General features: G+C 60.3%; 19 protein-coding genes and 1 pseudogene. 11 read left to right on the top strand and 9 right to left on the bottom strand.

Features of this window, described 5'->3' with window-relative positions; genetic code table 11:
* Window positions 1–84: 84 nt before the first annotated feature.
* Complete coding sequence (locus ASD00_RS14060) at window positions 85–324, top strand: 4-oxalocrotonate tautomerase family protein (RefSeq protein WP_057207204.1); 240 nt, start codon at window positions 85–87, stop codon at window positions 322–324.
* A gap of 238 nt (window positions 325–562) precedes the next feature.
* On the opposite strand, the gene ASD00_RS14055 is transcribed toward ASD00_RS14060, so the two are convergent.
* Window positions 563–988: a LysR substrate-binding domain-containing protein gene (locus ASD00_RS14055; RefSeq protein WP_057207203.1), complete on the bottom strand. Its 426-nt coding sequence runs from the start codon at window positions 986–988 to the stop codon at window positions 563–565.
* A gap of 108 nt (window positions 989–1,096) precedes the next feature.
* Between ASD00_RS14055 and cmoA the strand changes: the two genes are divergently transcribed.
* The 5 genes from cmoA to ASD00_RS14030 all read left to right on the top strand — a co-directional run bounded on the left by cmoA (window position 1,097) and on the right by ASD00_RS14030 (window position 5,559).
* On the top strand, window positions 1,097–1,858 hold the full coding sequence (gene cmoA / locus ASD00_RS14050) for a carboxy-S-adenosyl-L-methionine synthase CmoA (protein ID WP_057207202.1): 762 nt from the start codon (window positions 1,097–1,099) through the stop codon (window positions 1,856–1,858).
* A 9-nt stretch (window positions 1,859–1,867) separates the two neighbouring features.
* Window positions 1,868–2,617 carry an isoprenylcysteine carboxylmethyltransferase family protein gene (locus ASD00_RS14045; protein WP_057207201.1) on the top strand — a complete coding sequence of 250 codons (750 nt, stop codon included), beginning with the start codon at window positions 1,868–1,870 and terminating at the stop codon, window positions 2,615–2,617.
* A gap of 225 nt (window positions 2,618–2,842) precedes the next feature.
* The gene (locus tag ASD00_RS14040) at window positions 2,843–3,496 is read left to right on the top strand and encodes a response regulator transcription factor (protein WP_057207331.1); all 654 of its coding nucleotides are present in this window, start codon (window positions 2,843–2,845) and stop codon (window positions 3,494–3,496) included.
* 6 nt (window positions 3,497–3,502) lie between these two features.
* Window positions 3,503–4,825 carry a histidine kinase dimerization/phospho-acceptor domain-containing protein gene (locus tag ASD00_RS14035; RefSeq protein WP_057207200.1) on the top strand — a complete coding sequence of 441 codons (1,323 nt, stop codon included), beginning with the start codon at window positions 3,503–3,505 and terminating at the stop codon, window positions 4,823–4,825.
* Window positions 4,826–4,884: 59 nt separating this feature from the next.
* Entirely contained in the window at window positions 4,885–5,559 is a 675-nt protein-coding gene (locus tag ASD00_RS14030) for a phosphatase PAP2 family protein (RefSeq protein ID WP_051509367.1), read from the top strand.
* Between the two features lie 98 nt (window positions 5,560–5,657).
* Here ASD00_RS14030 and ASD00_RS14025 read toward each other — a convergent pair whose 3' ends face one another.
* The 3 genes from ASD00_RS14025 to ASD00_RS14020 form a co-directional block, all read right to left on the bottom strand.
* Entirely contained in the window at window positions 5,658–6,224 is a 567-nt protein-coding gene (locus tag ASD00_RS14025) for a tyrosine-protein phosphatase (protein WP_057207199.1), read from the bottom strand.
* Between the two features lie 64 nt (window positions 6,225–6,288).
* Complete coding sequence (locus ASD00_RS40005) at window positions 6,289–6,441, bottom strand: hypothetical protein (protein ID WP_156408061.1); 153 nt, start codon at window positions 6,439–6,441, stop codon at window positions 6,289–6,291.
* Between the two features lie 8 nt (window positions 6,442–6,449).
* A complete protein-coding gene (locus tag ASD00_RS14020) occupies window positions 6,450–7,865 on the bottom strand; it encodes an aldehyde dehydrogenase family protein (RefSeq protein WP_057207198.1) in 1,416 nt (471 codons plus the stop codon).
* 92 nt (window positions 7,866–7,957) lie between these two features.
* Here ASD00_RS14020 and ASD00_RS14015 point away from each other — a divergent pair, with 92 nt between their 5' ends.
* The 5 genes from ASD00_RS14015 to ASD00_RS14000 all read left to right on the top strand — a co-directional run bounded on the left by ASD00_RS14015 (window position 7,958) and on the right by ASD00_RS14000 (window position 13,570).
* Window positions 7,958–8,851, top strand: coding sequence for a LysR family transcriptional regulator (locus tag ASD00_RS14015; RefSeq protein WP_057207197.1), 894 nt, complete (start codon window positions 7,958–7,960; stop codon window positions 8,849–8,851).
* Between the two features lie 192 nt (window positions 8,852–9,043).
* Window positions 9,044–9,511: a hypothetical protein gene (locus ASD00_RS40000; protein WP_146160872.1), complete on the top strand. Its 468-nt coding sequence runs from the start codon at window positions 9,044–9,046 to the stop codon at window positions 9,509–9,511.
* Between the two features lie 91 nt (window positions 9,512–9,602).
* Window positions 9,603–11,090 (top strand): nucleobase:cation symporter-2 family protein, encoded by a 1,488-nt coding sequence (locus tag ASD00_RS14010; protein ID WP_107026964.1) that lies wholly within the window; start codon window positions 9,603–9,605, stop codon window positions 11,088–11,090.
* Window positions 11,091–11,175: 85 nt separating this feature from the next.
* Entirely contained in the window at window positions 11,176–11,781 is a 606-nt protein-coding gene (locus tag ASD00_RS14005) for a nucleoside deaminase (protein ID WP_057207196.1), read from the top strand.
* A gap of 439 nt (window positions 11,782–12,220) precedes the next feature.
* Window positions 12,221–13,570, top strand: coding sequence for a DUF2778 domain-containing protein (locus ASD00_RS14000; RefSeq protein ID WP_225906221.1), 1,350 nt, complete (start codon window positions 12,221–12,223; stop codon window positions 13,568–13,570).
* A 200-nt stretch (window positions 13,571–13,770) separates the two neighbouring features.
* Here ASD00_RS14000 and ASD00_RS13995 read toward each other — a convergent pair whose 3' ends face one another.
* From ASD00_RS13995 to ASD00_RS13975, 5 genes and pseudogenes are all read right to left on the bottom strand, one after another.
* Complete coding sequence (locus ASD00_RS13995; protein WP_244496048.1) at window positions 13,771–15,903, bottom strand: adenylate/guanylate cyclase domain-containing protein; 2,133 nt, start codon at window positions 15,901–15,903, stop codon at window positions 13,771–13,773.
* Between the two features lie 269 nt (window positions 15,904–16,172).
* Window positions 16,173–16,301 (bottom strand): annotated as a pseudogene (locus tag ASD00_RS38730) (transcriptional regulator); the annotation flags it as partial.
* A 106-nt stretch (window positions 16,302–16,407) separates the two neighbouring features.
* A complete protein-coding gene (kduD, locus tag ASD00_RS13985) occupies window positions 16,408–17,172 on the bottom strand; it encodes a 2-dehydro-3-deoxy-D-gluconate 5-dehydrogenase KduD (RefSeq protein ID WP_025430245.1) in 765 nt (254 codons plus the stop codon).
* Window positions 17,169–18,008 (bottom strand): 5-dehydro-4-deoxy-D-glucuronate isomerase, encoded by an 840-nt coding sequence (gene kduI, locus ASD00_RS13980; RefSeq protein ID WP_057207193.1) that lies wholly within the window; start codon window positions 18,006–18,008, stop codon window positions 17,169–17,171. Before kduI ends, kduD begins: the two co-directional genes overlap by 4 nt.
* A 46-nt stretch (window positions 18,009–18,054) precedes the next feature.
* Entirely contained in the window at window positions 18,055–19,929 is a 1,875-nt protein-coding gene (locus ASD00_RS13975) for a DUF2264 domain-containing protein (protein WP_057207192.1), read from the bottom strand.
* Between the last annotated feature and the right edge of the window lie 42 nt (window positions 19,930–19,971).

Here is a 19,971-nt window from a genome sequence, read left to right as displayed (position 1 = left end):
TCATGGTGCTGGCTCGGGACGATCCCCGCGCCGGCCCACCAAATCCGATGATTTACCGAACCAACTCTCGGCAAGGAGACTGCAATGCCTATTGTCACCGTACAGGTTACCCGCGAAGGAACCACGCCCGGCCGCAATTCGGTGTCGGCGGAGGAAAAGGCGGCCATCATCAAGGGCGTCAGCGAGGTGCTGCTCAATGTTCTGCACAAGCCGCTTGAATCGACCTATGTCGTGATCGAAGAGGTCGATCTTGATAACTGGGGCTGGGGTGGGCTTCCGACGGCACAATACCGCACACTGCGTGCTGCCGCCGCCAAGTCCTGAAGCAGTTGGCCAACCGATTTCAACGGTCTCTGCCCAAACGTGTGGGCAGAGACCGTTGCGATAGTGGAAACGCCGGATTTCGTAGCGCAAAGCATGAACGTCGAATCTCTGTCAATCAACCTCGACGTTCGTCCATTTCTCCAACCATTTCAGGAAAACGCCTGCCATGCCGAATTCGACGGGCCTTGAGGTCTCGTAAGCACCGACCACCGGCAACACCGACGCCGCCAAGGCTAAGCTAACCCGATCTCAGCTCGTGTTCGATAAACAGCGGGCTTGCCTGTCCTACTCCCAATCCCGAGATACAAGCGTCGATCGACGCCTCGTCGGTATCGAAAGCGATGCTTCCGCCCCGAGGCTCGAACGTGAGCGCCGCAGAACTGCACCAGCACCGCCAAGACCATGCGTCTGCCGTGTCCAGCAAGATGGGCAAATCGAGGATGTCACTGGCCTCGAGCTGCCCCCTGCTTCCCGCTATCAATTTCGGCGAGCAGACCGCCATCGTCCTATCCAGCAGGAACGCCGATGACACTTCGCGAGCGTCGGCGCTTCGCCGATATGTGATGGTTAGGTCGGGCCTCTCAAGCGAGCCCAGCGCGAGCGATTGGATGACAAGATCGGCGGTCGGATTCTCCTGCCGGAACGATCCGATGAGTGGGATCAACCGTCGTTCAGGTTCATGTCAGGTTCGAATGGCCTGTTGCGAATGTCGGTAGACCTTCATCGCCTGCGATGAAGGTCATGACGCAAGGTATCAATCGGATTGCGACCCATGGCCAACAAGGCACAACACCTGCATCTTCGCTCCAGCGGGAAGGACGAAGTCTTTGCCCGCGACGACCAACAGGTCGGGGATTTCGCCTTCAACGCAACGGTTGCGGATGTGTTCGACGACATGGTCGGCCGCTCCGTTCCTTACTACGAGGAAATGCAGCGCATGGTGTGCGAGCTTGCGCGTGATTTCGCGCAACCCGACACCAACGTCTATGACATCGGCTGCTCCACAGCCACGACCCTTCTAAGCCTCGACGGCGTCATCGAGCCGAGCGTTCGCTTCGTCGGCATCGACAATGCGCCCGACATGCTCGACAAGGCGCGCCAGAAGATAGACGCATCGGCACCCCGCAGGCAGATCGACCTCAAGGTCGCCGACCTCCATCAGGGCGTGGACATGGACAATGCGAGCGTCGTCACCATGTTGCTGACGCTGCAGTTCATTCGTCCGCTCTACCGCGAACGCGTTATGCGCATGATGTATCAAGCTCTCAACGATCGAGGCTGCCTGCTTCTCGTCGAGAAGCTGACGGGTGAAGATACGACCTTCAACCGGCTCTTCATCCAGCACTACTACGATTTCAAGCGGCGCAACGGCTACTCCGAGATCGAGATATCCAAGAAGCGCGAAGCCCTGGAGAATGTCTTGATCCCCTATCGCCTGGAGGAAAACCTGCAACTGCTGAAAGAAGTGGGCTTCCGCAGCGTCGAAGTCTTTTTCCGCTGGTACAATTTCTGCGGCATCGTCGCAGTCAAGTAGGGCGCCGACATGAAGACGCTAATGATACAGCTCGGTAATTTCTTCTTCCGGTACCGCAACCAGGTCTTCCCGGCCATCATCCTGGCACTATTCATCCTGGTGCCGCCGTCAACCGAAATGTGGGGCAGCGGGACAGCGAACCTGCTGAAGACCGCGGCCGCCATTGCTGTTGTTCTCGCCGCGCTGGCATTACGCACGGTCGTGGTGGGCTACGCCTACATTAAGCGCGGCGGGTTGAACAAGAGGGTCTACGCAAAGGACCTGGTCACCGAAGGCATGTTCGGCGTCTGCCGAAACCCGCTCTATGTGGGCAACATGCTCGTCTATACCGGCATTTTCCTGCTGCACGGCAATCCGCTGGTCATTGCGATTGGCGTTGGCCTGTTTGCCTTCATGTACCAATGCATCGTCTATGCCGAGGAAGTTTTCCTGGAGCAGAAGTTCGGCGAAGCCTATCGGGCCTATTGTCGAGACGTGCCGCGCTGGGCGCTGCGGCTTGAGAACTTCCGTCACTCGATCGACGGGATGTCATTCAATTTCAAACGCGTCGTCGCCAAGGATTATTCGACTGTCTCAGCCGCTCTGCTCGCCATCCTCGCAACGGAAATGTATCGGTTCGCCATCGCCGAGAACCTTGAGCACCGGCGATCCTATCTGCTTGTTCTGGCTGCCCTGATGGCGCTTGTCGGCATGGCGACCGCATTGGTCAGCCACTTCAAGAAGCACGGTGCGTTTCGCGAACCGAAGACTTCGCTCTAAGGGCGCCGGCTGCCGGGCACCCTGCCCGGAGACGATGGCTTCCATCGTCTCGCGCCCTTCGGGTTCATGCCAGGGATCCCGCAGCCTACGATCCACAACTCGGCGCCTTTTCGGCAGGCAAGGGAGCCATGGCCTCATGAGCAATCCGCCCGATCGAAAAACAATCGACTTGACGCATGCCTATGGGCGACAATAGGCAGAGGTTGTTTGGTGGCGGATGGTAGCTTGCGCGTTCTGCTTGTGGAAGACGATCAGGTCCTGGGGGAGGCGCTGCGTGATCACGTCGCCGCCGCGGGCCATGCCGTAGACTGGTTCTTAAGCGTCGTTGATGCGATGTCGGCAACGGGGACGGTCGAATACGGGCTTATCCTTCTCGACCTGAGATTGCCGGATGGAGATGGACTGTCATTGCTCCGGTCTTTACGCTCACGTCAGGATGCAACGCCGGTCATCATCCTGACAGCGCACGATCAAGTATCCGATCGGATCGAGGGACTTAACAGCGGGGCAGACGACTATCTCGTCAAACCCTTCGACCTCGACGAATTGACTGCGCGCATGCTGGCGGTATCGAGGCGCTATGCGGGCAAGCCAACCTCGACCATTCGCCTACCCGGGATCGAGATAGACCAGATCAACCGAAACGTGGTGGTAGACAATGAGGTCCAGCTCTTGAGCGCCCGCGAATGGGCCGTCCTGGACAAACTGGCGGCCAGACCCGGAGCAATTGTGTCCAAGGCACAGCTTCACGAGGAGCTTTACGCCTTCGGCGCCGAGATCGAAAGTAACACGGTCGAGGTCTACATCAGCCGGCTGCGAAAAAAGATCGGCCATGACCGCATCGAAACTGTTCGGGGTGTGGGCTACTGCATCAAGTGAGTGACCATGTTCCAGAAACCAAGCATGACCCGCAAGCTCGTCGTCGCGATCACAAGTGTCGTCGCGGTTTTCTGGCTCGTCGCCATGGGATTTGGCATCCTCATCATGCAGGACGAGTTTTCCGAGATTTTCGATAGCGGCATTCAGGAAACCGCCGAACGCCTGCTTCCGATCGTCATCGACGATCTGGCCGGGCGGGATGCGGGCGATGCGCTACGACGCCCGGCAGAAAAAGCAGCCAGCAACCGCGAATATCTTGTCTACCAGGTTCGCGGTCGGGACGGGCAGATCCTGTTGAAATCGAGGGATGCGCCTGCCGAGCCCTTCCCGGCCCCCCTCGAGGTCGGCTTCTCGCAGAACGATACGCACCGGATATACACGGCCGGGACCGCGGACGGCTCATTCTACATCCAAGTGGCGGACTCCCTCGACAATAGGCGCGAGGCTGCAATCGAGGGGGGAATGGCCCTCTTTTTCCCGATCCTGGCACTCATTCCCGCCAGCATCATTGCCATCATCCTCGTCGTCCGTATGACCCTGTCTCCAATTGAAGGGCTGCGCGACGATATCGGCACCAAGGATGGTGGCAACATGGTGCCGGTGGATGAAGCCGGGCTCCCGGTCGAGCTTCGCCCGATCGCCCGCTCCGTCAACTTGCTGCTGGATCGACTGCGGGCCGTTCTCGAATCCGAGCGGGAATTCACCGCCAACAGCGCACACGAGTTGCGCACACCGATTGCCGGCGCGCTGGCGCAGACCCAACGGCTGCTCGCGGAGGTGCCGCCTTCGCTGTCTGCCCGTGTCGGACAGATCGAACGATCGCTTCAACATCTGGGGCGGCTGGCGGAAAAACTGCTGCAGATGTCGCGCGCTGAAGCAGGCATCGGCGTGTCGGACGAAAAAACGGACCTCTTCCCGGTCCTGCAGGTTGTCATCGAAGACATCGGGCGATCTGCGTTGGGCGCGGGGCGCATCGTGCTTCATGCGCCGGATGAGGCGCGCCTCGAGCGGCAAATCCGCCCGGATGCCTTCGCGATCGTCGTGCGCAACCTGCTTGAGAATGCATTGGTCCACAGCCCGTCGGGCAGTGTCGTCGATGTCTATTTCGGCACTGATGGCATCCGCGTCGTCAATGAAAGCGCCGTCCTCGATCAACCGACATTGGCGGGCCTGACGAGACGGTTCACGCGCGGACCAACGCAAGCGGCCGGCTCTGGACTTGGGCTGTCGATCGTCAAGCGCTTCGTCGAGCAGATGAACGGCAGCCTGGCACTCCAATCTCCTGCGACCGGGAGGTTGGGCGGCTTCGAGGCCGCCGTGCGCCTTTAACCCAGCGGGAGCCCGCCTTGTCCAAGATCGCCGCGCTAACCGAACGGTTTTACAGACGCATGAGGGCGTATGGGCCCCTAGGCATCGCCGCCTTTGCACTGGCATCCGGAGGCGCCTTTGTCTTCATTAGGCTGACGAGCGAGGTGGTCGAGGGAGAAACGCGCGCGTTCGATGAGGCGATCCTGCGCGCGCTGCGCCAGCCCGGCAACCTCTCCGCTCCCATCGGGCCCGGATGGTTGACGCATGTGGTCACCGACATCACCAGCCTCGGTGGCACCACCGTACTGACCCTCGTCACTATCGTTACAGTCGGCTATCTGGTTCTCGCATCGCGTCGCGCCACCGGTATGTTCGTACTGCTCTCGGTTCTGGGTGGATGGTTGCTGAGCACGCTTCTGAAAATCGGGGTTGCGAGACCTCGACCCGACATCGTGCCCCACCTGGTCGATGTGCATGATCTCAGCTTTCCAAGCGGGCATGCGATGCTGTCTGCGGTTACCTATCTGACGTTGGGCCTGCTTCTCTCGCGGGTCCAATCGAACCGCGCCACGCGTCTCTACGTCATCGCCGTGGCCCTGGCGCTGACTTTGATGGTCGGATTGAGCCGGATATACCTCGGCGTTCACTATCCGACAGATGTATTTGGCGGTTGGTGTGCGGGTGCGACATGGGCAACGATCTGCTGGATGATCGCCAGGCGTTATCTGCCCCGCCCCGAGGAGAGTGCCGGTTAGAGCGCTTCCGATTTAAGCGGTGTGAAAGAAATGCTCCATCTCTTTGTTTCCAAACATTTCCTCACGGAACGTCGCTTGGCACTTTTCCTGGAAATGCCCTAACCGGCGAGGCCGAAGACCTTCTCCAACATCTCCCAGTTCTCATCCATTGCGTAGCTGGGGGAAAGGTAGGGGATCCCGATGTGCCCGAAGCGTATCGACAGCTGTTTTTCGGCGGTCTCTTCGTCGGCCTTGGCGATTTGCTGGAGATAGATGACCGAAGCAAGCCCCGTGCGGTCGGCGCCTGACCGGCAGTGAATGAGGGCCGGTTTGGGAACATCGCGCAGCAGCAATACGAGGTTCAAGGATTGATCGAGTGTCATCTCGTGGCTCGCGGACATCCTGAAGTCCACATGTTTCAGACCGAGCGCTGCGGCAGTTGCGACCTCATCGCGATACCAAGCCGCGCCGTTGTCGACACCACGAAGATTGACGATCGACCTAATGCCAAATCGCTTGGCGTAGTCGGCGATCTGCGCCGACGTCGGCTGGTTCGAACGGTAGAGCTCGCCCGGAACAACCTCGTGGAAGTTCCCGGAAAGCTGGATACCGCCGAGGTACCCTCCGATGATCAATGCGGCCGCGAGTGTCGCCCACAGGATTGGTCTTATGGATCCAAATTTCATCCAACGTGCTCCTTTTCGAGCACCATGGATGCAACCGCTGACATGAAGCTGAACGCCAATGTTGTCAATGTTCGCCTGCTGCGGCTGACCATTGGAAGCTGGAGACGGCGTCATCGCCGCTTGCGAAGAAATCCGTTCCGGCGTCTTCCGAAAGATCGGCGTCCAGCAGGACGATCAGGGGTCTCTCGAGGTCGAGACAGACCTCGAGAGACGCCATCGATTGCCTCAGCCAAGGATCGCCTTGGGCTCAAGATGAGCCTCCAGGCCCACGACGCCGCGTTCGCGGCCAATTCCCGACTGTTTGAACCCACCGAAGGGTGCCAGGGGCTCGTGGGGTGCTCCGTTGATGACGACTCGCCCGGCCTCCAGGCGCGCGGCAACCCGTCGCGCCCGCACGGGATCTGACGACAGGACATAGGATTGCAAGCCGTAGGTCGTGTCGTTGGCGATGGCGATAGCGTCTTCCTCCGTGGCGTAACCGATCACGCTCAGCACAGGTCCGAAGATTTCCTCGCGCGCGATCCGCATGTCGTTGGTGACGTTGGCAAAGACGGTCGGCTGCACGAACCAGCCGCGCTCAAGGCCTTCAGGTCGGCCCTCGCCGCCGACCAGCAGCGTCGCGCCTTCCTCCTGTCCAAGCTTCAGATAGGATTGCACCCGGTCCCACTGCTTCCGGCTGACCATTGGGCCAACGGACACTTCGGGGTTGGTCGGATCGCCGGCGCGGACCGCCTCGACCTCGGCCTTCAGCCTCGCCAGGGTCTCTGCCATTCTGCGTTCCGGGACGAGAACCCGCGTCCCCGCTACGCAAGCCTGGCCGCTGTTCATGAAACCGGACGCCACCACCACTGGGATCGCCTCATCGAGATCGGCATCGTCCAAAATGATTTGCGGCCCCTTGCCACCGAGCTCCAGCGTCACGCGTTTCATCGTCTCTGCGGCCGACCGCAGGATCGACCGTCCAACTGCTGTCGAACCGGTGAACGTCACCTTGGCGACGTCGGGGTGAGAGGCGAACTCCGCACCGACGACATCACCCCGTCCGGTGACGATGTTGAACAGACCTGCAGGAGCACCCGCCTCATGCAGCGCCTCGGTGACGATCCGGGTCTGGATTGCGCTCATTTCGCTGGGTTTGATCACGATGGTGCAGCCGGCGGCGATAGCCATCGCCATCTTGCCGCAGATGAAGGAGGCATTGCTGTTCCAGGGCGTGATGGCGGCGACGACGCCCAAGGGCATCATGCGCACGTCCGCACGGCCGATGGTCTGGTTGAAATCATAAGCCTCAAGCGTTTCCGCCGCCTCCAGAAAGGCAGTGGCCGCCATGTTCACCATCCAACCGGCGCGGCTCTTCGGCGCGCCGTATTCCTCGACGATAGCGTCGAGCTGATCGTCGAACCGGGCGGCGACCACGTCATGGAAACGGCGCAACAGGACGATCCGCTCCTCCTTGCTGGTCTGCGACCACGCCGGCAGCGCGCGTTTCGCAGCAGCAATTGCGCCGCGGGCGTCCTCGACGTCGCCCAGGCGCACCGCGCCGATCGCTTGTTCGGTAGTCGGGTTGAAAAGCTGGAACCGCTCAGTCCCGTGCGGCGTGACGAAGGCGCCATCGATGTAGATTTCGTTGATATCGCGCATAGTCGTTCTCCTGTTGAAACCAGGATGTAGCGCCTTCCGATTGCGTGTATAAGACCGTGAAAGAGACGCAAACTGTCCCGGAAACCAGCGCAATGAATCGCAGCGGCCTGATTGAACTGGAAGCCGTGGTGGCGGTGGCCCGACGCGGTGGATTTCGCGCCGCCGCCCGCGACCTTGGCATGTCCTCCTCAGCCCTCAGTCACGCGGTCGCGGGTCTCGAGGCGCGGCTTGGCGTACGCCTGTTCGATCGCACCACCCGCAGCGTTTCGCTGTCGGCGGCGGGCGAGCAGTTCATCGCGGAGGTCGCTCCGGCCCTTTCGCAAATCCACGCCGCCATCGAGAATGTCGATCAGCACCGCGAGCGCCCTTCCGGCACGCTGCGGCTGAACACCTCGCTCGGCGCAGCGCGGATGATCCTGTCGCCGCTGATCCTCGAATATCTCCGGCGCTATCCGGAGATGAAGGTCGAGCTGGTGACCGACAATCGGCTGATCGATCTTGTGGAGGAAGGATTTGATGCCGGCTTCCGCCTTCAGGAGAGCCTACCGGCGGACATGATCGCCGTGCCGTTCAGCCGGACGATCCGTTCCATCGTCGTCGGGTCGCCCGCCTATTTTGCGGGCCGCGAACAGCCGCGCGTGCCCGCCGACCTGCTGCGCCATGTCTGCATCCGCATGCGCATGTCCTCCGGTTCGATCTATCGCTGGGAATTCGAGAAGCGCGGCGAGACGGTGGAGATTGACGTTCCCGGCGTCCTGACGCTCGACGAAACCGCATTGATGCACGAGGCGGTTCTCGCCGGCGTCGGCCTGTTGCTGATCACGGAAGACCTGGTCGCCGAGGATCTGGCGGCGAGACGGCTGATCCAGGTGCTGGATGACTGGACCCCGGCCTATCCCGGCCTCAGCCTCTACTACCCCGGGCGCCGGCACGCGCCCGCCAAACTACGCGCCTTCATCGATCTCGTGAAGGAACGATCTCGATAAGCGATAACGTCTCCTTGGCCCCCTTGACAGTATCTGTAAAAACATTGCATCGTTAATTGAAGCGTAGGCCTGTGCCTCGCAAGAATTGCCCCGTTCAACCCACGTTGATGACGATCCGGAGTTCGCACCTCCTGGAACAGGGTCCTAGCGAAACTGGCCAATTGCCAGTTCAACTATGGAGCTGGTGGGGGCATGGAAACCGAACTTCCCTTTGGTAATATTTTTTGCTTTGAGCATGATTGGAAGACCTCAACCGCTGGTCGGTTAGTCTATGGCTTTCATTGCGTTATCTGCCGCAATACGCGCCAGTCTGACGCCCGTCGCAAGTCCCCTGCCAAGAGCGACGTGGTCGCATCAGAGCTGGTCGACGTCCACTCGAAGCGTTTCACAGTCATTGCTCGGTCCCAGGGTATCCATAAAATTATCGGCAGCCTCGATTTCGTTCGCGGAATCAGGATCCGTTCGATCGAGGGTGGCGAAACTGCCTTGCCGCTCGGTCTCTTCGATGATCCGGTTCACCTCTTAGAGCGCGCAGCGCCGCCGGGCACCGCTCCTGAAATTCGGTTCGGACACCCTGCCCCTGTTGCACGACGACACGTCTCTCGTGCGCGTTCCAGCAACGTCGACGATAAGCGGCAACGATCTCTCATTCAGGCATGAGCCCATGCTCGGCATAGGCCTGTGCCCCGATGGCTATGCCGACGTGTCTGACCGAAATGGGGTTCAACTCAAAACGCAACTCAGCAAAGGTATGGAGGAGTTTACCTTGGCAATTATAAAAGAGGGAAGTGCATCAAGCAGGCGCCCGGAAGACGAAAAACTCAGCATCGGCGCCAATATCGCATATGGATTACAGCACGTTCTGACGATGTACGGCGGCATAGTCGCCGTACCCCTTATTGTCGGACAGGCGGCGGGGCTTAGCCCAAGTGACATCGGCCTCCTGGTGACGGCGTCGCTTTTTGCCGGTGGTCTGGCCACCATCCTGCAAACATTGGGATTGCCATTCTTCGGGAGCCGTCTGCCGCTTGTACAGGGCGTTTCGTTCTCGGGGGTTGCGACAATGGTGGCGATTTCCGGCAATGGGGGAATACCGTCTATTCTCGGCGCCGTTATCGCGGCGTCGTTGATCGGGCTATTGATTACGCCCGTATTCTCACGGATTACCCGTTTCTTCCCACCCCTAGTCACCGGTATCGTCATCACCACCATTGGACTGACGCTGATGCCGGTCGCCGCGTTCTGGGCAATGGGCGGCAACAACAGTTCCCCCGATTTCGGAAGCCCGGCAAATATCCAGCTGGCCGCCACAACGCTCGCCATCGTTCTCCTGCTCAGCAAGCTTGGAAGCGCATCGGTTTCAAGGCTCTCCATCCTGCTTGCGCTCGTGATCGGAACGGGCATCGCCTATGCCGTTGGCATGACCGACTTTTCGCAAGTCGGAAATGGCCCCCTCTTCGCCCTGCCGACAATATTCCATTTCGGCTATCCCACCTTCGAGATCGCCGCCATCGTCTCGATGCTGATCGTCATCATCGTGACGCTCGTGGAGACATCAGCCGACATTCTCGCCGTTGGCGAGATCGTCGAAACGAAGGTTGATTCTCACCGCCTGGGCGATGGGCTTCGGGCCGACATGCTGTCGAGTATTCTCGCGCCGATCTTCGGTTCGTTCACACAGAGTGCCTTTGCCCAGAACGTCGGGCTTGTCGCCGTAACCGGCGTGAAGAGCCGCTATGTGGTGGCGACCGGCGGTCTTTTTCTCGTCGCCCTCGGCCTTCTGCCGGTCATGGGACGCGTTGTTGCAGCCGTGCCAAGTTCCGTTCTCGGTGGGGCCGGCATCGTCCTTTTCGGTACGGTCGCGGCAAGTGGCATACGCACGCTCTCCAAGGTCGACTACCACAACAACATGAACTTGATCATCGTCGCGACGTCGATCGGTTTCGGCATGATCCCCATCGCGTCACCGGGATTCTACGAGCACTTCCCGGCCTGGGTCGCGACGATCTTTCATTCCGGCATCAGTTCCGCTGCGTTGATGGCGATCGTCCTCAACCTGCTGTTCAACCATTTCAAAGCAGGAAATGCCGATCAGCAGTCAGTGTTCGTGGCGGGGACAGAACGGACGATCCGCTACAAGGACATCGTGCGGCTTCGCGATGGCGACTACTTCCTCAACGGCAAGCTCTATGACGAAAAAGGCATCGAAATACCGATGATCCCTGAGGGCGCTCACTGAGCATTGCTTTGAAATCACTGTCCGGATCGAAATCTAAACTTTGGTCCGGACAAAACTTTTTCCCGACATTTCAAGGAGATGAAGAATGTCAGAAGAAATCGAAACGACGCGTCTGCTCGACGCCCTGCTGACAGCCATGGAGGCTGGCATCATCCCCGCCACGGAGGTCGGCGTCGCGGCCGGCAACAAGATCTTCGGAGCGGCGCTGCTGCGGAAATCGGACCTTTCCACTGTGCTCGTCGAAACCAACAACGAAACCGAGAACCCGTTATGGCACGGGGAGGTTCACACCCTGAAGCGCTTCTATGAGATGACCGGATCCGAGCGGCCGGATACGACGGACCTCATCTTCCTGTCGACCCATGAGCCGTGCTCGATGTGCCTTTCGGCGATCACCTGGGCAGGCTTCGACAACTTCTTTTACTTCTTCAGCCACGAGGATTCCCGGGATGCGTTTTCCATTCCGCACGATTTGAAGATCCTGAAGGAAGTCTTCACGCTGGAGCCCGGGGGCTACAATCGGACGAATTCATTCTGGAAAGGACAGTCGATCATGGGGCTGATCGACGGAGTTCCGGAACCGCAGCATTCGCTTTTGAAGGAAAGAGCAACTGCAATCGGCCGCAAATACGACGATCTCTCTTCTGTCTATCAAGCCAGCAAGGGGGATAATGCAATTCCCCTCAACTAACGCGCCGATCCGTCCCTTCACGTCGGTCTCGATAGAAACCGTCGCCTACAGCATGTTTCCTCAAATCGCATTCGATTTAAGGACGAAAACATGCAGCAATTCAAAGTGCTACAGCGACCTTTGCGCGTCGAATAGGACGCGCGGCGCTGTAGGCTGATTGAAGAGTACGCATCGGGTGTAGTCCTTGCTGGGGCTACACCCGGCATCCTACCCACTTCAGAAACCAGCCGCCGATCATCCGGCAAACCCATTCGACGGCCGAGAACGGACGCCTTGATGCCAGTTTTAATCTAGTGAGATTCATGGAAAGCAAAATTTAACCATACTTGTTCATTCTTTGTCGATCCGTCGTCAAAAAGGGGACAATCCGGGAAATTGCGCAGCGGTGGTCGCTCGTCGGCCCGAGAGCGTTTGCGAGATTTACTGGCTTGAGATGCGTTTGAGTAAGGTCGTTCGTTCACAGTCTTTGCGCCGTCTGTTGCGTCCACTGCTGATCACCTGTTGCGGCATCGCCCTTGCCGGCGCGGCCGCGGGATCCGTCGTGGGTGCAGTCGCGATGGGCAGCTATTTCGGTCACGGTTCGGGCAACCTCCTGCCCAAACCACAACTCTATGCGGCGCAGCACAAAAAAGAGCGCCCGTGGGTCAAGCAGGCAAGGGTCGAACAGACGCCGAGGCTGGTCGCCGTGGCCGAGCCCGTCGTGCTCGCAAGCCTTAGCGGCGCCGAAGGGAAACTCCCCCGCAGGGCCGATATCTTTGGAGATGCCGAGACGAGTGGCAAGGCTGCACGCTTCAGTTCCGGTGCGAAGCAGGCTGCATTGACATCCGAGCAGCTCGCCAGCCACTTCAGGGCCTCTCATTCCGTCACGCCAGGCCGCGCGATCGCCAGTCTTGACGCGCCTGCGCCGGAACGGTTCGGGCCGCCGCGCGCCGTAGCAACCGACAAGCCCTTGGTCTCGTTGGCCTATGCGGGGCCCTCTCAGAGCGCAACGGACAGCGCTGTGTTTTCGGCGTTGCTGACAGTACCAATGGAGGACGACCTCGCGGCCTCGCCGGACCCGAACGCCGAAGATGAGGCCGTTGCCCTGCCAGACTACGAGGACACGCCGTCTTCGGGACCGCTGCCACAGGTCCGTCCCGGTGGCCGTCAAGTTCAGAAGCCTGTCGTTGAAGCCGAAAAGCCAGAGATCAGGCAGGTCCAAGACGGGACGGCACCGAAAGCCGATGAAATCAAGAGGACCGAAGAACGCGAAACGCCAAGGCAGCAACAGCTTGCCTTTGTGCGGCCGAACAATCCGGCGGACAATCGATCCGGTGGCGGCCTCGGCGCGCTCCGCAACCTATTCGGCGGCGGTGCCCGCGCAGGAAATGGCGTCGCGGTCTACGACATCACCGCCGCGAAGGTCTACATGCCCGACGGCAGCGTGCTCGAGGCCCATTCCGGCATCGGCAAGATGGCCGACAATCCGCGTTACGTGAACGTCAAGATGACCGGACCGACCCCACCGCACACCTACAATCTCAAGATGCGCGAAACGCGCTTCCATGGGGTCGAGGCGGTCCGCATGCTGCCTGTCGACGGAAAGAACAAGCACGGCCGAGACGGTTTCCTGACCCACAGCTACCTGCTGCGCAGCGGCCGGGCGGAATCGCATGGCTGCGTCGCCTTCAAGGACTACAAGCGTTTCCTCACAGCGTTCAAAGAAGGCAAGGTCAGGCAGATCGTCGTGGTTCCGAGCGGCGGACGCGCGGCCGGCATACAGATGGCATCGAACGGAAAGAAGGGCTGACGGACAACATCCCGGCAGTCGCGGTAGTGATGTCCGCCAAGGCGTTTCGCCAACGCGACTGAGAAGGACGCGGGTTGGAGTATTCCAGCTACATCATCTCCGCGCGGTTGAGACGTAGACGTTCATGCCGGCGAGAAATTGCGGACGCGTTCCCGTATCGCTTCCACCTGATCGACAGGCCGGATATGGCCGGTCCGGCATTACAACCTCAACAGCCAGGCCTCTACCTTGCCCTTGCCCTTGACTTCGATAGGGCCGCGCGGCTCGAAGACGAAGTGGTCTTTGAGCTTTTCGTAGACAGGGCGCGTCACCTGAACCGCGTCGGGCACGCCGCCTGATTCCATCCTGCTGGCAAGGTTCACCGTATCGCCCCACAGGTCGTAGATGTACTTGCTTTTGCCGATGATGCCGGCCACGACCGGCCCGGTATTGACGCCAACCCTGAGCTTCATCGAGACGTTGTTTTCCATCGCGTGCTCTCGGGTAATGTGAACCATGCGGATAGCCATGCGCACCATCCGCTCGGAGTGGTTAGCCACCGGCTCGGGCAAGCCACACACCGCCATATAGGCGTCACCAAGCGTCTTGATCTTCTCGATTCCGAGTTCATTGGCGGCGACATCGAAGCGCGTGAATAGCCCATTGAGAAACGTGACGACCTCGTGTGGCGGCATCTCCGATGACAGAGCCGTGAAGCCAACCAGATCCGCGAAGGCGACGGTCACCTCGGCGAAGCCGTCGGCGATCCCAGCCTCGCCACCGCGCAACCGGTTGGCGATCGGAGCCGGCAGCACGTTGAGGAGCAGTTCCTCGTTCTCACGATTCTTGTTCTCGATCACGACATTTTTTTCGTGCAGCGTCTCGACCATGCCGTTGAAGGCTGAGCAGAGTTGGCCCACCTCGTCGCGCGTGTGAACTGGCACACTGGCTCCATAGTCGCCGGCCGCGAAGCGCTTTACTCCGGCAGTGAGTTCACGCAGCGGTCCGAGCAGTGCGCGCGAAAGCCATGCGGCCGTCACGGCCACCGCCAACAGCGCCAATCCCCCGACGATCAGCAGCTCCTGGCGGAGCTGGGCGATCGGCGCGAACGCCTCGGCGCTGTCAATTTTAGCGACGAGCGCCCACCTGACGCCGGGTATCTCGAGCGGGCCCCACGAGGCGAGTGTCGGCACGCCACGGTACCCGATGATCTCGCCGGTGTTTTCGACACCGGCAAGTGCTGCCCGAGATGCTTCGGTGTCGATGCGCTGATGCATCACCGGCGTCCCGTAACGCTGAATGGCGGCGATCTCCTCGTCCGAGGCACCGACAGACTTGAGTTCGGCGAAGTACGCCTCCCGGTTCTCGTAGAATGTCCGCGGTCCAGAGCGCACCAGATAGTCGGGTCCAATTAAATATGCCTCGCCCGTGTCGCCGAACCCTTCCTGTCGCCACCGGCGACCACCAGTGACGACGTTGTCGATCTCCTCGTTCGACAGTTGCGCCACCAGCACCCCGATGACGACACCCTTATCAATCACCGGTGCTCCCATGAAGGCAATTGGCGCTCCACCGGTCGGTGCATATGGAGCGAAATCCTCCAGGCAGATGGCCGATTGTCCGGCGGGCTCTGCGCAGCGCGCGACAGCGGATGCGACGTTGGAGCGGCGGTAGGGACCGAATTGCAGGGATGTGGTAAAATCGAGTTCCTTCTGGACTGTGTAGATCAGTCGACCCGATTTGGGATCGGCGATCATGAAATCGAAGAAACCGACCATCGAGGCGGCTGCGCGCATCAATGGATGATAGGTGGCATGCAGCCTGGTGTATTCGCTGCCATCACCGGCATCATCGAGAAGCTTGCGTCGCTCCGCCGGGTTCGGATTTTCCACGATGTAGTGATACTGCAGATAGTACGGAGCGCCACCAACCGGCAGATAGTCGGACAGCTCCGGTTGCCTTCCCAGGATACTCGTCATCTGCGGGATGAAGTTCTCAGCGTACCAATCTTGGACCTTCTGCCGAAGGTCAGGCTGTACGCCTGCGCGATCGAGCTGGTCGACTGCAATCCGGAATTCGCGCGTCGCATCAACCACCATCTTGGAGGCGGCGAGCAGGCGCAGTTCCGCTGCGATGGTGCGAAAATAGGTTTCGACTTGACGCGTCTTGTTCTGACGGGCGGCCGTGAGTTGGTCGAAAACCGCTTTTTCGATGGCGTCACGGGCACGGAAGTAACCGAGTACACCGGTCACCAAGATCGCGGCGGCGCCAAGCAGGACGAGCGTCGTAAACAGCTTTGCGGCCAACCCCCAGCGCGGGGGTCGGGATATTCCGGTCATATCTGGCGAACGCATGAATCAACTCCCACCAATAACGCGAAGTGCCGGGCAAATACCGTCAATGGTGATGATCCGAACGTCGCACCTCTGCTACAGCAGACTGTTCAATGTGGAACGGTCATCTGCTGCCTGTTGGGCAGTGCCAACCTCGGCGTATAGCAGATGCCATCTTATGCCAGAAATCACTCGACGGCCAACGCTCGTATTCGATTTAAGGATGAAAGCATGCAGCAATTCAAAGTGCTACAGCGACCTTTGCGCGTCTTATAAGACGCGCGGCGCTGTAGCGAGAAGGTGTCGTCGCAGCTGTAAGTGACGTTCGTCGAAAGATCGTACTCCTCGAACTTCTCGGAGCGCTCCGTGTAAGACAGGTTCTGGCGCGAGAACGAGATGATTTTCTCACCCTTCAGATCCTCTGATGCCGATCTCGCCTCGGGTGAAGCAATGCGCTCTTTTTCTCCACTGCCACCCCCAAACTGCACGCTCGACATAGCGACTGTCCTAACGATCGAAGTGCCATCACCGCGCGAGCCATCCTCCATCCACCGGAATGATAGCTCCAGTCACATAGGATGCATGCGGACTTGCCAGAAACAGGACCGCGGTCGCCAGATCTTCAGGAACGCCCCATCGCCCGACGGGAATACGTTCGAGGATTTGCCTCTGTCGCTCCGGATCCGCTCGCAGGGCCGCGGTGTTGTCAGTTTCCATATAGCCGGGCGCGATTGCGTTGACGGTGACACCGGATGCAGCCAACTCGTTTGCCATCAGCTTCGTCAGCCCCGCCACCGCATGCTTGGAGGCGGTATAGGCCGGAACCCGGATGCCCCCCTGGAAGGAGAGCAGCGATGCGATGTTGATAATGCGACCGAAGCGGCGTGAAACCATGCCGCGCGCAATGGCCTGGCTCAGGAAGAACAGGCTCTTTTCGTTGACGTTCGTCACCACGTCCCAATCAGCCTCGGAGTAGTCGAGCAGATCGGCACGCCTGATCGTTCCGGCATTGTTGACCAGGATATCGATGGGCCCGGCTTGCTCTTCGATCTCGCCGACGAGAGAGCGAAAATCGTTGGGTTGCGAAAGATCCGCCTGGATGCCGAGGAATCGGCGTCCGGCAGCTTCGATCAGCTGGCCTGTTTCCGGCATCGGCGTCGAGCCGAGGCCGACGATGTCGGCCCCGGCTTTCGCGAGCGCCAAAGCCATCGCCTGTCCCAGCCCTCCCCGGGCGCCTGTGACCAGCGCCCACTTGCCGGAAAGACTGAACAGATCCCCAATCTCGGTCATCGCAGGGTCTCCATTGCCACAAAATCCATGTCGGCGAAGGACTGGTTATCGCCTGCCATTGCCCACACGAAGGCATAGGAGCCCGTGCCGCTGCCACTGTGGATCGACCACGGGGGCGAAATGACCGCCTGCTCGTTGCGAACGATCAGGTGACGCGTCGCCTCGGGCCGCCCCATGAGATGGACGACCATACGATCTTCCGGCATGTCGAAATAGAGGTAGGCTTCCATGCGCCGATCGTGAAGGTGCGCAGGCATGGTGTTCCAGACGCTTCCCGGCTCGAACCGCGTGATGCCGAGCATGAGCTGGCAGGTCGGCAACAGGCCATCATGGACATATTTGTAGATGGTGCGCTTGTTGGCGGCCTCGCTCGTCCCGAGCGCCTGGGGAGACGCTTCATCCTGGGTGATCTTATGGGTGGGGTGGCTGGCATGCGCGGGCGCCGAGACGCCATAGAGTTTTGGAGGCGATGCCTCGTCCACGGCGGCAAAGGACACGCCTTTCGCACCCTTGCCGATGTAGAGCGCCTCAAAAGGCGCAATGACATGATCCACGGCATCGACGGATATTCTCGCCGCGCCGCCGCCAAGGTTAACGACGGCCAGTTCCCGCCGCTCGAGAAAATCGGCAACGCCAGCGGATTTCGCGAGCTCGGCGCTGAAGGCGAGCGGTGCAGCTTCCGGCCGGATGCCGAGCAGAACCAGGCGGTCATAGTGGCTGTAGGCGGCGCGTATTTCGCCGGCTGCGAAGAGATCCTTGATGAGGAAATGGCGGCGCAGCCCCTCGGTGTCGAGCGTCTCGGCCTGTTCGAAATGTATAGCTTGGCGAATATCCATCAGTTCTTGTCCTCGACTTGCAAAATAGGCCGGCGTCAACAGCCGGTCAGGCACTCGTATTTCTGCTCATAAGGGTGACCGGCCGGCCGCTTGCCTTGATCAGGGCTTCAAGCGCTGGCAGGTCGGGGGCCGGCGGCAAGCGCGTCAGCGTGCTGCGCCCGGCGGCCGGATCGGCGCTCGCCAGGACGGCTGCAAAAAGTGTGCTCGTTCCCCGGGGAATCTCTGCCGTCAACTGCGGCACCAGCGTCCTTCCGGCAATCAGGTTGGTGTTCGGCTGGGCGATATGCGCTTTGCCGGCACGGATGACCGACGAGCCGAGATCGACGATCGCCGACAGGTCGTGCGGAGTTGCAACAACAGCGTTGCCAGCTTCACCTTCCAGTGCATCGGCAAGCCGATCGCTTCGGGCGATCGCAAAGCCGCCTTCCTTGGTTAGGACCGCTCGCTCGGCCCAGACGCGATGGGTGCGGACATGGAAATCGCCATGACAGTAGAGCCAGGTTTCGACCAGGATGTCGCCATTGGGCCGCCAGCGCGCGTAGAGGACGTCATCGGCGATCAGCACTTGCTCGTTGGCCTGGCGGACATGGAACTGGAGACCGTCGCTGCTGAATCCGATCATGCCGTCCAGGACAGCGTCGGCGAAACGGTTGGGGTCACTTTCCACGCTGAAACCGTAGCGGGCGGAATAGACGAACTTGCTGTATTTCTCGGCACCGAACCGTGCCCAGGTGTTTTGCGGACCCGTTTGCTGGCCACCGCAAAGCGCGATGGCATCACCAGGAGGGTTCCTGATGATCATGCCCGTGTGCACGTGCACGGCGACGTCGGCGCGCGGTGGGCAATCCGCCTCTTCAGCGCTCCAGAAGGGTTGTTGCTCCGGTAAGGCCAGCGGCAGAAACGCCTTCAAGGCCCAATAGGGCGACTGCGGTGAGTTGTAGGTCTCGCACATCAGAAGGTTCGGGTAAGCGTAACCAACCGGCAGGATGCCGTCTCTCGACGCCATCGGCTGCTTGGCCCACCAGCGCAGATTGCGCAGATAGAAGCCCTTCAGTTGCCCCCACGGCAGCGCCTCCTCGCCGGCGAATGCCAGAGCGCCGAAGAAACCGGCGATGGCAAAGCGATAGGTCATCGACCGGCCAAACGCCAATGCGGCGCCATCATCGGCAAACCAACGCGTCATATCGCCGGCGGCGAGACGCGCACGCTCGCGATAGGGCTGCGTGTAGGCGCGGCCGTCGAGCACGGCAAGAATGAGCCCGTAGAAATGAAAGGCGAAGGGAATGTAGTGGTCGGCGCGGCGCGCGTCACCGTCGCTGTACCAGCCATCACCGAAATAGAAGGTCTCGATTTCGTCGATATAGGCCTGGTCCAAACCCTGATCGTGATCGGCGCCGACGGAATCCAGCCCCAGGCTGATGAGCAGCCGGAAGAACTTCCAGTTGTTCTCAGAAAACCGGCAGGCATGCCCTGACTTGAGATAGGCGACGACGTTCTCGCGCTCATCTGGCTCAAGAGGAGCCCAGAGTTTGTCCGGCACGAGACGCAACGCAAAGCCGATTGCCGCAAGCTCGACGAGGCGCTGGTTGCGATCCGTCGGCTGCCCCCAATATTCCGGATGGTGCGGATCCGTGCCACACGCAAGACCGCGTGCGATCGGCTTCCAGTCGATCCAGTCGGCACCGCCGACCTGCGCCGGCACCAGCCCCCACAACAACCGCGAGAAGCCCTCGAGATCGGCTGCCGCCTGATCGAAATGCGCAGCGGTCGCGTCGAACCGCAACCGCGCGCCACCGGCCGACCGGTAGGATTCGGCCGGGTCGCAGAGCGATTTCAGCGCGCGCTCGACATCGGCCCGCGTGCGCAGTTCATTGCCCGACCACGGATGGAACAGGCTGTCGGGGTATATGCCATCTGTCATTGGCCATTCCTGTCTTGGGAGGCTTATGGTGCAGGGCCCAGG

The organism is Ensifer sp. Root31 (assembly GCF_001424825.1).
In the GTDB taxonomy this organism is placed as follows: domain Bacteria; phylum Pseudomonadota; class Alphaproteobacteria; order Rhizobiales; family Rhizobiaceae; genus Ensifer; species Ensifer canadensis.
Note: the sequence above shows the minus strand (reverse complement) of the source record. Positions and strands in the feature narration are given on the sequence as shown.